10 protein-coding genes are annotated in these 13,045 nt (G+C 63.6%); 3 read left to right on the top strand and 7 right to left on the bottom strand.

The annotated features are described in order from the left end of the window. The 6 genes from G3N93_RS09730 to G3N93_RS09705 form a co-directional block, all read right to left on the bottom strand. Positions 1-860, bottom strand: an 860-nt coding sequence (locus G3N93_RS09730) for an ABC transporter permease (RefSeq protein WP_241026483.1), incomplete at its 3' end; no start/stop codon positions are given. Positions 861-877: 17 nt separating this feature from the next. Further along, a complete protein-coding gene (locus G3N93_RS09725) occupies positions 878-1,906 on the bottom strand; it encodes an ABC transporter substrate-binding protein (RefSeq protein ID WP_206132899.1) in 1,029 nt (342 codons plus the stop codon). Positions 1,907-1,981: 75 nt separating this feature from the next. Next, positions 1,982-3,007 carry a substrate-binding domain-containing protein gene (locus tag G3N93_RS09720; RefSeq protein WP_206132898.1) on the bottom strand — a complete coding sequence of 342 codons (1,026 nt, stop codon included), beginning with the start codon at positions 3,005-3,007 and terminating at the stop codon, positions 1,982-1,984. A gap of 795 nt (positions 3,008-3,802) precedes the next feature. Next, the gene (locus tag G3N93_RS09715; protein ID WP_206132897.1) at positions 3,803-5,293 is read right to left on the bottom strand and encodes an aldehyde dehydrogenase family protein; all 1,491 of its coding nucleotides are present in this window, start codon (positions 5,291-5,293) and stop codon (positions 3,803-3,805) included. 35 nt (positions 5,294-5,328) lie between these two features. Then, positions 5,329-6,930 (bottom strand): GMC family oxidoreductase, encoded by a 1,602-nt coding sequence (locus G3N93_RS09710; protein ID WP_206132896.1) that lies wholly within the window; start codon positions 6,928-6,930, stop codon positions 5,329-5,331. Positions 6,931-7,141: 211 nt separating this feature from the next. Continuing rightward, positions 7,142-7,570 carry a hypothetical protein gene (locus tag G3N93_RS09705; RefSeq protein WP_206132895.1) on the bottom strand — a complete coding sequence of 143 codons (429 nt, stop codon included), beginning with the start codon at positions 7,568-7,570 and terminating at the stop codon, positions 7,142-7,144. Between the two features lie 56 nt (positions 7,571-7,626). Here G3N93_RS09705 and G3N93_RS09700 point away from each other — a divergent pair, with 56 nt between their 5' ends. From G3N93_RS09700 to G3N93_RS09690, 3 genes are all read left to right on the top strand, one after another. Further along, complete coding sequence (locus G3N93_RS09700) at positions 7,627-8,580, top strand: helix-turn-helix domain-containing protein (RefSeq protein WP_174935004.1); 954 nt, start codon at positions 7,627-7,629, stop codon at positions 8,578-8,580. A gap of 165 nt (positions 8,581-8,745) precedes the next feature. Then, positions 8,746-9,669 (top strand): transporter, encoded by a 924-nt coding sequence (locus G3N93_RS09695; protein WP_241026482.1) that lies wholly within the window; start codon positions 8,746-8,748, stop codon positions 9,667-9,669. Between the two features lie 51 nt (positions 9,670-9,720). Beyond that, positions 9,721-11,241, top strand: a complete 1,521-nt coding sequence (locus G3N93_RS09690) for a GMC family oxidoreductase (RefSeq protein ID WP_206132894.1) — start codon at positions 9,721-9,723, stop codon at positions 11,239-11,241. 155 nt (positions 11,242-11,396) lie between these two features. On the opposite strand, the gene G3N93_RS09685 is transcribed toward G3N93_RS09690, so the two are convergent. Continuing rightward, positions 11,397-13,040, bottom strand: coding sequence for a serine hydrolase (locus tag G3N93_RS09685; protein WP_206132893.1), 1,644 nt, complete (start codon positions 13,038-13,040; stop codon positions 11,397-11,399). Between the last annotated feature and the right edge of the window lie 5 nt (positions 13,041-13,045).

The following is a 13,045-nucleotide window of genomic DNA, read 5'->3' as shown; positions in this document are numbered from 1 at the left end:
CCTCCTGCCATTCGTTCATCAGGATGGCGAAGCTTGCCGAGCCATTGATGAATTCCGGCGGCAGCCTGATGGCGATGACCTATATCGGCGCCGACCAGGTCATCGCCGGGCACGATCGACAGGCCGGCCGCCGTCGCGATGTTCGCGTTCAGCGTGAACTCGGTATAGATCGTCATCGGCAGCACGTTCAGGTCGGTGGCGAGCGTGAACGCGGTGCCGAACGCGCCCATCGCGGTCGCGAAGCAGATCGCGCCGGCCGCGATCAGGCCCGGCGCGAGCGCGGGCAGCACGATGTCGACGAAGATGCGCCACGGCGATGCGCCGAGCGAACGCGCGGCTTCCTCGAGCGACGCGTCGAGCTTCGACGCCGCCGCGATCACGGTGACGATCACGCGCGGAATCGAGAAGTACAGGTAGCCGATGAACAGGCCCGTGACCGAGTACGCGAATACCCACTTGTCGCCGGTGAGCTTCGCGGACAGCATGCCGATCAGCCCCTGCCGGCCGGCAAGCATGATCACCATGAAGCCGACGACGACGCCGGGGAACGCGAGCGGGAACGTGAGCAGCGCGAGCAGCACGCGCTTGCCCGCGAATTCGCGGCGGGCGAGCAGGAGGCCCGAGATCGTCGACAGCGCGAGCGTCGCGAGCGTGACGCCCGCGGACAGCGCGACGGTCTCGCCCAGGCTTTTCATGTAGCGCGCATTGCCGAGCAGCGCCGCGTAGTGCGAGAAGAACGCGCCGTCGGCGGACACCTGCACGAGCGCCGCCATCGGCAGCAGCCAGAACGCGGCGAACACCGCGAGCGCCGGCGCGACGAGCGCGACGCGCCAGCGCAGCGGGAAAGTCAGGTCGAGCATCGATGGCGTCCGGCTGCTTACTGCATCACCTGCAGGTATTGCTGGCCGAATTCCTGCTGGCCGGCCGCCATCTTGCCGAAGTCGACCGATTTCGCGCGGGCATATTCGCTCGCCGGCAGGAACTTCGACGCGATGTCCGCGCTGAGCGTCTGCGCGCGCACCGGTCGCAGGTACGCATTGGCCCACAGCTTCTGGCCTTCGTCCGACAGCACGAAGTCGAGCACCTTCTTGCCGTTCGCGTCGTGCGGCGCGCCCTTCACGAGACTCATCACGTACGGCACCGCGATCGTGCCTTCCTTCGGAATCACGAACTCGACGTTCGCGCTGTCCTTGTACTTCGCGCGATACGCGTCGAAGTCGTAGTCGAGCAGGATCGGAATCTCGCCCGACAGCACGCGCGCATACGCGGTCTGCTTCGGCACGATCGGCGCGTTCGCCTTCAGCTTCCTGAACCAGTCGAGCGCCGGCTTGAAGTTGTCGAGGCTGCCGCCGAGCGCCTGGTTCACGGCGACCGCGCCCGCATAGCCGACGAATGCACTCGACGGATCGAGATACCCGACCATGCCCTTGTATTCCGGCTTCAGCAGGTCGGCCCACGAACGCGGCACCGGCTTGCCGTCGAGTGCGTCCTTGTTCACGAAGAAGCCGAGCGTGCCCGAGTGGATCGCGAACCAGTAGCCTTGCGGATCCTTCAGGTTCGCGGGGATGTCGTTCCAGTGCGCGGGCTTGTACGGCGCGATCACGCCCTTGTCCTTCGCCTGGAACGCCGACGACACGCCGAGATAGACGACGTCGGCGACCGGGCTCTTCTGTTCGGCGATCAGCTGCGCGATCGACTGGCCCGAGTTCTTGTTGTCGAACGGCACGCGGATGCCGGTCTTCTGCTTGATCGCCGCAATCTGTGCGGCCCAGTCGGCCCATTCGGGCGGGCAGTTGTAGCAGATCGCCGTTTCGTCGGCGTGGGCGGCGGGCGCGCCGGCGATGAGCGCGGCGCAGGCGAGCGGCGCGGCAAGCGCACGCAGCAGCGAGGTCAGGCGAAAGGACACGGTAGGTCTCCGGGCGAGTGTGAGGCGCTGGGGTGGTGTGGTTGTGTGCTTGTGTACGTGTGTGGCGTCGCGCGTTCAGGCCTTGCGCAATTGCAGGTCGGTGGCCGGCGGGGCGACCGTCGCGCCGTCGCGCACCACGTGCGGCAGGATCAGCGACGTGCGTTCGATCGCTGCACCGCCGATGCATTCGACTAGACGCTGCCATGCGTGGCGGCCGATGTCGCGGTTCGGCGTCGCGACGCTCGCGAGCGGCGGCGCGAGCAGTTCGCCGATCGCGATCCCGTCGAAGCCGAGCACCGACAGGTCGTCGGGGATCGAGAAGCCCGCGCGGCGCAGGCCGCGCATCACGACCATCGCGAGCAGGTCGTTGCTGCAGAAGAGGGCGGTCGGGCGCGTCGTGTGCGCGGTGAGGTGCGCGAGCACCGCGTCGGGCAGCTCGGGTGCGTTGAAGTCGACTTCGACCGGCGGCAGCGTGGCGACGCCGCTTTCCTCGAGGGCCTGCGCATAGCCGAGATGACGCTGGCGCGCGCGATCCGACGCGGCGAGCGAGCCGGCCAGCATCAGCACGCGGCGGTGGCCACGCGCGGTCAGCAAGCGCACGCCGTCGTATGCGGCGCTGCGGTTGTCGACCGATACCGACGGGCGGCGCTGCGTGTCGTTGTGCATCAGCACGTAGTGCGGGCCGTCGCGGTCGAGCATGTCGAGCAGCGGGTGCGTGTCCGCATCGGCGACGGTGAGGATCAGCCCTTCGACGCGCTGCTCGCGCAGCGTCTCGATCGCGTGACGCTCGCGCGCCGCGTCGTATTCGGTCGTCATCAGGATCAGCTTGAAGCCGGCCGCGGTCGCGAGCTCGTCGATGCCTTGCAGGCAGTCGGCGAATACGGGGTTCGACAACGTCGGCACGACGACGCCGACGAGGCGCGTGCGCTCGCCGCGCAGTTGCCGGCCGAGCGGGCTCGGGCGAAATTGCAGCGTGTCGATCGCGGTGCGGATCGTTTGCAGCGTGGCGGGGCTGACGGTATGCGGGGCATTGATCGCACGCGAGACGGTGGCGATCGAGAAGCCCGCTAGGGCAGCGACGTCCTTGATGGTCGAGGTCATGAAGTCTTGCGATGTAAACGTTTTCGGCCAGAAAATTATCGAAAACGTTTGTGACTTCGCGATGACGCAAGCGACGCTTGTTTCGCAAAAAGCACGATACAAACATCTGACGGATAGGGCCGTCGGACGACGCGGACTCGATTGTATCGGGGATGTTGCGGCGCGGGAGGAAATCGTTGGCGGCGGTGTGGCGGCGTCGATTACAAAGGATGAATTCGTACGACAGTAGAGGGTGTCGTGATGCAGCGCCGCAGAATAAGGGAACGCATGGGCAAGCAATGGTAGAATCGCGTCCGCCCTCTTGCCGGGGTGATGAAATTGGTAAACATAGCGGACTTAAACGATTGAGTGCCCGGTCGGAAACGGTCGGTGCAGAACCCTTCAAATTCGGTGAAACCCCTGATGCGCGCATCGAGGCAACGCCGAGCCAAGCCTCGCGGCATCCGCGAGGAAGGTGTAGAGACTAGACGGGGGGCGCCTAAGGCGCATGGGCAGCAGGTACGCCCGCGCGCGACGGTGAAGGCATAGTCCAGCGCACGAACGGCAGCGCGCACGCGACGCCGGCTTTGAAAGAAGCAGTGTGACGAAAATCCGCCGCCTTAACTGGCTTGCCGGTTCGAGTCCGGTCCCCGGCACCACGATCGCCGTCATGGCGATTCGATGAAGGCACGAAAGCCCGCGAGAAGCCCTGCGCTCGCGGGTTTTTTGTTTTTGCGGCGTGGCATCGGATGCGTTTGTCGTCCGGGAGCGGCGCCGGACGACGTGTCGTCGAATCGCGCCGACGGCGCCCGGCGATCAGAGGCGAATGGTGACGGACTTCAGTTCGGTGTAAGCGTCGATGAACGACGAACCGTACTCGCGACCGACGCCGGATCCCTTTGCGCCGCCGAACGGCACGGCAGGATCGACCAGCGTGTGCATGTTGACCCACACGGTGCCCGCCTCGATACGAGGAACGTATCGAAGGGCTTTCGCCAGATCATTCGTCCAGATGCTCGCGGTCAGGCCGAAAGCCGAGTCGTTCATCATCGCGATCAGTTCATCGTCGTCATCGAACGGCACGAACGTGCCGACCGGGCCGAAAATCTCCTGACGGTATGAGCTCGACTGCAGGGACTTCGGCAAGATGACCGTCGGCTTGATGTAGAGTCCGTCGCGCCGGTATGCATCGCCGCCCGTGACGATGTCGTCGCCCTCGGCCTTTGCCTGTTCGAACGCGGCAAGGCATTTCCTGAAGTGCGGCTCGTTGCATACCGGCCCGATCAATCCCGCATCGTCCATCGGATCGGACGGCCCGATGCCATCCATGCGCGCACCGAGCTTCTCGATGACCTCGTCGAATTGCGAGCGATGGACGAAGAAACGTTCCGCCGAAGCACAGACTTGGCCGCTGTGCAGAAACCCCGCCTCGAAGACTCCATCGAGAATCTTGTCGACCGGCGTATCCGGAAGGAACGCCGCGGCGTTCTTGCCGCCAAGCTCGAGCGTAAAGCGGGTGAAGTTGGCCTTGATGGCCTCTTCGCCGATGACGCGTCCGGTCGGAACCGAGCCCGTGAACGAGACCTTGGCGACGCGAGGGTCCGAAATGACTTTTGCGCCGATTCGGCCCGTGCCGTTGATGACGTTGAGCGTGCCGGGTGGCAGCCCCGCCTCGGTGCCGAGTTCCGCGATGCGCAGCATCGTCAGCGGCGAAAATTCCGAAGACTTGATGATCACTGTGTTGCCGGTCGCGAGCGCCGCTCCGAATTTCCACACCGGAATCATGACCGGGAAATTCCACGGGATGATGCCGAAGACAACGCCCAGCGGCTCCCGCCGCGTGAAAGACGTATAGCGCTCGCCGTTCATGCTCGGATAGGACGGCGTAATCGTTTCGCCGGCAATTTTCGTGGCCCAGCCCGCGTAGTACCGAAGCCAGCGAGCGGACCAGCCTACCTCGATGATTCGAGACAACGTGATGAGCTTGCCCGACTGTGCCGTTTCGATCTGCGCGATTTCCTCGCCATGCGCTTCGATCAGATCCGCGAATCGCAGCAAGATGCGTTCTCGTTCAGCCGGGGAGAAGCGGGCCCAGCCCTCCCTGAACGCTTCATGGGACGACGTAATGGCGGCCTCGATATCGTCGTCCGAGGCCTGCGCGACGGAGCCGACCACGGCAAGCGTCGACGGACACCGGACTTCGATTCGTTCACTGCCTTGTCCCGCGACGGGGCGGCCACCGATGTAGTGCCCATGTTCGCGTGCAAGGAATTGTTTGACATCATCAAGCATCTGGACCAGCGCCATCTGTTCACCTCCGGGAGCAATTTGATCGGCAAGCGTTAACGCGACGCATTCGAGATCAGGTCGGATGCCTTCTCGGCCAGTGCGATCGTCGGTGCGTTCGTATTACCGCTCGGGATACTGGGCATCGTCGAGCTGTCGGCCACGCGAAGCCCCGCGATACCGTGTACGCGCAGCTGTGTATCGACTACCGATGACGCGGGTTCCATCCCCATTCTGCAAGTGCCGACGGGGTGATAGACCGTCTTGGCGGCGCCACGCACCCAGTCTTCGATCGCTGCGGTGTCGTCGGGAATGCAGGTCGGCGAGAAGACCTCGTCGACATGCGCTGCGAGCGCCGGCTGCTGAAGCATCCTGAGTGCCAGTTTCGTGGCGCGAACCTGGCCGTCGACGTCCCGGCGATCGGACAGGTAACGTCCGTCGATCCGCGGAAGATCCGCCGGGTTCGACGACCTGATCGTCACGCGGCCGCGGGAATACGGTTGAAGGTGCCCCGTCTTGATGGTGATGCCGTGGGTCCGGCCCTCGGTCACGCCGAATGGATCGTCGAACGCGTCGATGACCGGCAGGAAGTGAAACTGGACGTCCGGCTGCCCCTGGTTGAACGTGTCGACGAATGCGAATCCTTCGAGTACCGGAGAGGTGAGGAGTCCGGAACGGAACAGCATCCATTGGAGACCATGCTTGAGTGCCCGCAGCCCCCGGTCCTGGCCATAGAGCGAGATCGGTGTCTTGATGGACGCATTGACCGACGTGTGCATGTGGTCGTGAAAATTCTCGCCGACGGGCAGCACGTGCTTGACTCGAACCCCCGCATTTTCGAGGTCACTGCGCGGTCCGATGCCGGACAGCTGCAGGATCTTCGGCGAACCGATCGCGCCCGCGGTCACGATCACCTCCGCGCGAGCATGCACGGTCACCTGCCGGTTGCCTTGACGATAGGTCACGCCGGTCGCGCGGCCGCCTTCGATTTCGATGCGCTCGACCAGCGCATCGACTTCAAGCTTGAACTCGGCGTGGTTTCTGATTGCCTTGAGATAGGTTGCTGCGGTGGAGCCGCGCTCGCCATTGAAGATAGTGGCCTGATAGAACCCGACACCTTCCTGTCGGTCGCCGTTGTAGTCGGTCAGGTATTCGAGTCCCATCTGTTGACCGGCTCGCACGAACGCCTGCGAGAGCGGATGCCGATAGCGAATCTCGGTGACTTTCAGGTGTCCGTTGTTTCCATGGTGCGGAACGGTCAGCGATTCGTTGTTCTCCGCCTTCGCGAAGTAACGCAGCATTTCATCGGCGCCCCAGCCCTTGCAGCCGAACTCCGTCTCCCACCGGTCGTAGTCGTTCCGGTGTCCGCGCACGTAGAGCATGCCGTTGACGGAACTGGATCCGCCGAGCACGCGGCCCTGCGGAACCGCGATGGATCGACCTTTCACGTCCTGCGACGGTTCGGCGGCGTAGGGCCACGTATAGCGGGGGATGGCCTTGCCGAGGCCGCCGGGCATGTGAATGAACGGGTCTTTGTCGTGACCGCCTGCCTCGATCAGCAAGACGGTTCCCTTGCGGCGCTCGATGAGGTTGGTTGCAATGGTGCAGCCGGCCGAACCGGCGCCAATGATGACGTAATCGAAAGTTTTATCGGACATCGTTTTTGCCCACGATCGTGCAAGCGGCGTCCGTCGGCTCCGTCCGGTTCCGCGCACGCTTGCCGTCCCGATCTTCGGTGGGTATCTCCTTGCTGATTCTGGATGGTTCGCTATGGTTTTTGAGCCGGCGCTTGCGGTTCGACTGGCCGGGAATGCACCACGGAGCAGGGCCTCGACATGAGTCGGGCGCCGGGTCGACCGCACTTCGATTCTAGGTACGTGCGTCGAACCCGAATCGACGTTGCGTGCACACTTTTGGCTTCAGCGTGCACATCGTGGCGACGGGCAACGCATGCTTCGCGGCATCGTTGCCGATGCGGTGAAGATCGTCGCGAATGTCTCGGTACAAACCATCATTGACCGTCCGGTCGGTCATCCAAAAAATGCACTGCATCCGGTCGACGCGGCGAAAGGGTGTCCGTGCAGCCCGAGACGGTACGCATCGGATGTTTTTCTCGTTTTCACCCCGAATTAAGAACATACCGTTGGCAATGTCGATGACGGGGATGCGCTGTTTCGTTGCGCACTTCATCCGCCGGTCATTCGCTACGCGTTCCAGCACTCGACGACGTTGCCGCAGGGCGGCTTCGACGAGCCGGCAGCGTTCCCGATATGCAGGCGTCTTCGCGCGCAGTTTCACGACTCATGCGGATGCACGCTTCGGTCAAAGTTTTCGTAGACTCTATTCCCCCTGCAATGGCACACGAAATCGTTGTTGGTGAGAGCAGCAGCGGCGCAAATCTGCGAGATCTCATCTCGGACAGTTTCCTGCCGCTGGCGCTTCGAGATACAGGCCCGCTTTTCCGGTTGTCGGTGCGTATTGCCGTGGCGGGCGGGATCCGCGTGGCGGAAGTCGATACCTCGTCGATCCGGGTGGAACGCGACCGGGCGCTTGCGGCGCGGGCCGAGAGCGACTGTTACAAGATCCTGTTTCAGATCGCCGGGCAAAGTCGCGTGACGCAAAGAAACAGGACATCGACCGTCAATCCGGGAGAGTGGGTTGTCTACGATGCGACGCAGGCGTATTCGATCGAGTGCGCGGATGCGTCGAGGTTCGTTGCCGCGCTTGCGCCGCCGAGGAGCAGCACGATGTGGCGGTGGTTCGTCGATCGTGCGGATACACAGGTACGCCGGACCGTCGGCAATGCACATCTTGCGCTGCAGTCCATCCGGTATCTGATGGACGGGCAGGTACCCGACGATCCGGAAAGCCTGTTCGGCTTCGAGCAGTCGACGTTGATGCTGCTCGATTCCGTCATGCGCCGCGAGGCCGGCGACGCGCTCAACCGGGCCGGCGCGCGAAGTGCATCCCTGCGCATGAACGCCGAAATCTATCTCGCGCACCACTACAGCGACCCCGATCTGACGCCGGACCGACTTGCCAGTGCACTGAACGTGTCGAGACGTACGCTCTACGGCGCACTGGCCGCGACCAGCCAGACACCCCAGGGGTTGATTCAGGAATATCGGCTGCAAGCGAGCAGGCGGGCGCTCTCGGATCCGGCCGACACGAACCGCAATCTGCTCGAGCTGGCGGTGATGTGCGGCTTTTCGGACATGACGCATTTCGGCCGGTTGTTCAAGGCGCGATTCGGATGCAGCCCCGGCGTCTACCGGATGACATGCCGAAATGCACCGGAACCCGGGTAACGCGGCATCTCCGTTACAGGCACAACGTGAAAAGCGCGTGGTGCGGGGACGAATTTGCACGCATTGATGCAACGTCTGCACGGAACGCCGAAAGAGAATGATCAGGAATCCTAGACTGGGCTGGACGGCCAATTCATAGGGCCGACGGTTATCTAGGAGACGATCTTGAAGAAAAACCAGGCAGGTATTCGAGCGCCTCGCCTTGCGCGCTTGACCGGCAATCCACGTGCGCGGAAGCTGGCTGCGCTTGCGATGGCGGCTACCTTCCCGACGTTGGCCTCGGCGATCAATATCGATGCAGGGGACTATACGGCTTTGCCCGCCGGCGCGAATATCGGTGCGCTGTACTATCAGCACGCGGAGGATACGCGGATCTATGCCAACGGTTCGCGGGTCGCCGGAGGCAACATTACCCAGGACATCGGCATCGCGCGTTTCATCCACTTCATGTCGGTCGGCGGATTCACCATTGATCCGCAGGTGCTGATTCCGTTCGGCCACGTCGGCGGGACGAACCAGATGTCCGCCCTCGGGAACAATACCGGCCTCGGCGATGCGATCTTTGCCGCAACGGTCTGGGTCGTCAACCGTCCCGAGTCGAACACGTTCCTGGGCATCACGCCGTTCATTTACGCACCGACCGGCAGCTATGACCGCAATCGAGGCATCAATCTCGGCGAAAACCGGTGGAAGTTCGCGCTGCAGGCCGGCTTCATCACGCCCGTCGCGCCCAAGGTGATCCTCGATCTTGCAGCGGACGCCACCGCATTCACGCCGAACCACAATTTCGGCGCGACCGGTGCGACGATGACGGAGTCGCCCCTGTTTCAGGCGCAGGGCTGGTTGCGGTACCAGCTCACGAGCAGCGTCGACCTGCGGGTCGGCGGTTCATATGTCTTCGGCGGCAATCAGACCGTTGCAGGCGTGTCCCAGGCCAACCGGCAATCGACACCCAGCTTTCTCGCGGGGGCAGCATGGTTTCCCGCGAAAACCTGGCAAATCATCGCGCTGTACGGCCGCCAGACCTCAACCGAGAACGGCCCGCTCGAGACACAACGCTTCAATGTCCGGGTTGCGCATTTCTTCTGATCGTGCGATTGCACGCCGATTGTCCAGACCTTCGGTCAAGGGTACGAAACCATGAATGCATACGACTACATCGTTGTTGGCGCGGGTTCCTCCGGTTGTGTGATTGCAGCGCGATTGAGCGAGGATTCGCGAGTCCGCGTGCTGCTCCTGGAGGCCGGGCCGCGGGATGAAGATCCCAATATCGCGGCGCCGGGCGGTTGGCCGTCCCTGTGGAATACCCCGGTGGACTACGCTTACTACACGGTGCCGCAAGCGCATACCGCCGGGCGATCGCATTACTGGCCGCGTGGCCGTACGCTCGGCGGCTCCAGTGCGATCAACGGCATGATCTACGTGCGCGGACACCGCAGCGACTACGACGCCTGGGCGTATCAAGGCTGCCTCGGCTGGGACTATGAGTCCGTGCTGCCGTATTTCCGCCTGTCGGAAGATCATGAAGGCGGCGAAGACCGGTATCACGGCGTGGGCGGCCCGTTGCACGTGTCGCGAAATCGCGATCCCAATCCGATTTGCGAAGCCGCGATCGAAGCTGCGGTACAGGCGGGATTCGCGCGCAACGACGACTGCAACGGAGGGGCAATCGACGGCGCCGGCTATTGCCATCTCACGATCAAGGACGGCGTACGCCAATCGACCGCGCGGGCGTTTCTGTCGCCCGCTCGTGATCGTGCGAACCTGACGGTCAAAACCGGCGCACGCGTCGAAAAGCTGATTCTCATGGGCGACCGCTGCGTCGGCGTTCGCTACTACGACGGGGCATCGGTCATCGATGCGATGGCCGACAGCGAGGTGATCGTCAGTGGCGGCGCAATCGCCAGCCCGCAGCTTCTGCTGCTGTCGGGTATCGGTCCGGCGGACGAACTCGCGCGCGTCGGAATCCGTGCAACGCATCACCTGCCCGGTGTCGGGAAGAACCTTCAGGATCACCTTCTTTGCAGCGTGATCTTCGAGTCGTCCAGGCCGATCCCGGCGCCGCGGAACAACCTTCTCGAGTCGCAGTTGTTCTGTCGCAGTGACGCGCGCCGCATCGGTCCGGACCTGCAGCCGCTGTTCATGCACATCCCGTACTATGCGCCGGGTTTCGACGGCCCGGCAAATGCGTGGACGCTGTGCGCGGGCCTGGTCCGTCCGGCGAGCCGCGGCGAGATTCGTCTCGCATCCGGCGATCCTGCTGCGGCGCCCCTTCTCGATCCTCGCTATCTTTCGGAGCAGTCGGACCTGGAGCGTCTCGCGAAAGCGGTTCAGATCTGCCGTGACATCGGCAACCGGCCCGCATTTGACGAATGGCGTGCGCGCGAGGTGTTGCCGGGCCCGGCAGGCGACGATCCTGCCGCGCTGCGCGAGTACGTGCGTCGTGCATGTGTGACGTATCACCACATGGCCGGCACATGCAAGATGGGCGTGAGTGCCGATGCCGTCGTCGATCCGGAACTGCGCGTCCGAGGTTTGACCGGTCTTCGCGTGGCCGACGCGTCCATCATGCCGGACGTCGTGTCCGGGAATACCAATGCGCCGGCCATCATGATCGGCGAAAAGGCAGCCGACCTGATCAGGCAGTCGCAGGCGAAGTGATCCTGCTCCACCCGCATCGGTACGATGCGGGTGGTCGGACTATTGCTTACGACGAAATGAGGGAGTGGATTCGGCACCGCGAATGGCGCGTCGACAGCACCCTCGGCGAACCCCACCGCACAACGAAAACGTCGTACCACGAAGTGACGCGACGCCTATGAATCACACCGCTCGCGCATGAAGGCCAGGTTGCGCGTGCGCGACGTGTCGATGCGAAAGCGCGTCACCTCGTTACCCGAGCGCTCCACCGTCAGGACGCCACGCATGACGGCCATCTGACCGACAGGGTCGAACGTGAAAATGTCGTCGGCCACGGGTTCCAGCCGGTAGCCGACACTGCCTGCGACGCCGTGCATGGTCAGGGTGAGTTCACCGTTGGTCACGGCGATCGTTGCGCGTGCCGCAGCATCGTGACCGTGATACGTGCCCGCCAGACCGGCTGACGCATCGGAGAGCGATGGGACGTGATCGGGCAAGCGCTCGAGCGTCTCCACGTGACCGCAGTCCACCAGCTCGATCGCCATTACACGTGCCGCGGCCGTCGACGCGCAAGGTTTGATCAGCAGCGTTCCGCCAGCCCCTTCTTCGACGCGCAATCCGGCCTCCGTCTCGATGAGCGGCTGAGGCATCTGTCTGGCGTTATGCAAGCTCACGTTGACTTGCCCGTCGTGATCGTCGATCACGCAATACGTTCCGGACGCACGCGAGTGGTACTTGCCGAGCAAGGTTTCGTGCCCGGCAGTTTGCAGGGGCGCGGCAGGTTTCGCGCCAAGGATGGCATCGCCCAGGACGATATCGACAATCTGCGTAGCCAGTTCAACCACGTTGGCCGCCGCACCGTTGGTGAGAATGATGACGTCCAGTGCGTGCTCGACCACGGTCAGCATCTGACAGGTGCCGCCGAACACACCGCCGGCATGGTGCAGCGTCTCCACGTCGCGATGGGGTGTGCGCATCAGCCCGAGCGTGTAGACGCCTTCCGCGCCGCTCGAATAGTGCGGTTTGGTCAACATCTGGCGCCAGCTTGCTTCGTTGCCGACCCGCTTGGGGCCGCGCAGATGCGCGAGCCAGCGCAGCATGTCGTCGACCGTCGACACGATCCCGCCTTCACCGAGCACTTCCCACGACGGAAAGAGGCCGCGCATGAATCCGCCTTTTCCGTCGGGCACATGCTGGGTTGCCATGCGCGGGCGGATGCGCATGTCGTCGGCGACCGACTCCGTGTCGACCATGCCCATCACGTCGAAGATGCGTTCCTTCAGGAAGGTTTCGAAGGGGATGCCGCTGACCCGTTCGATCGCGAGCGACAGCAGGTGATACCCGCCGTTGCAGTAGATCATCCGCTCGCCCGGCGGGAAATTGACGTCGCGTTGCCGGACTTCCGCCGCGAGCACGCCGCCACGCGGCAGCGTCGCGACGCCTTGCGCGAGCAGCGTAATGTCGAGATAGCAGCGGTAGCCGCCCGTATGCGTCATCAGCTGGCGCAAGCTGGGGTCGCCTGCCAGCAGCGGCAGTTCAGGCAGGTACGTGCGAATCCCGGCGTCGACGTCGAGTTTGCCGTCTTCGGCGAGCAGGAGTGCGGCGAGGCAGGTGAAGTGTTTGCTCGTCGAGCCGATGCGCAGGCGTGTGGCCGGCGTGTTGGCTACGCCGTGCTCCAGGCTCGCCATGCCGAAGCCGCGCCGGTAGAGGACGTCGCCTCGATGCGCGACGGCCACGACGAGGCCGGGTTCATCGCATTTGTTGAAGCGTTCGAACAGGGTGTCCAGTTGCGTGACGATCTCGTGCGATTCTTGTTTCATCGTAA

This window comes from Burkholderia sp. Se-20378, from assembly GCF_017104665.1.
Lineage (GTDB): Bacteria > Pseudomonadota > Gammaproteobacteria > Burkholderiales > Burkholderiaceae > Burkholderia > Burkholderia lata.
The sequence above is the reverse complement of the archived record's forward strand: the minus strand, read 5'-3'. Positions and strand labels throughout refer to the sequence as shown.

What these genes read in the sequence shown, in the direction of transcription:
- G3N93_RS09720 (WP_206132898.1), bottom strand. Translation starts at nt 3,007, where the DNA reads ATGACCTCGACCATCAAGGACGTCGCTGCCCTAGCGGGCTTCTCGATC.
- G3N93_RS09715 (WP_206132897.1), bottom strand. Translation starts at nt 5,293, where the DNA reads ATGGCGCTGGTCCAGATGCTTGATGATGTCAAACAATTCCTTGCACGC.
- G3N93_RS09710 (WP_206132896.1), bottom strand. Translation starts at nt 6,930, where the DNA reads ATGTCCGATAAAACTTTCGATTACGTCATCATTGGCGCCGGTTCGGCC.
- G3N93_RS09700 (WP_174935004.1), top strand. Translation starts at nt 7,627, where the DNA reads ATGGCACACGAAATCGTTGTTGGTGAGAGCAGCAGCGGCGCAAATCTG.
- G3N93_RS09690 (WP_206132894.1), top strand. Translation starts at nt 9,721, where the DNA reads ATGAATGCATACGACTACATCGTTGTTGGCGCGGGTTCCTCCGGTTGT.
- G3N93_RS09685 (WP_206132893.1), bottom strand. Translation starts at nt 13,040, where the DNA reads ATGAAACAAGAATCGCACGAGATCGTCACGCAACTGGACACCCTGTTC.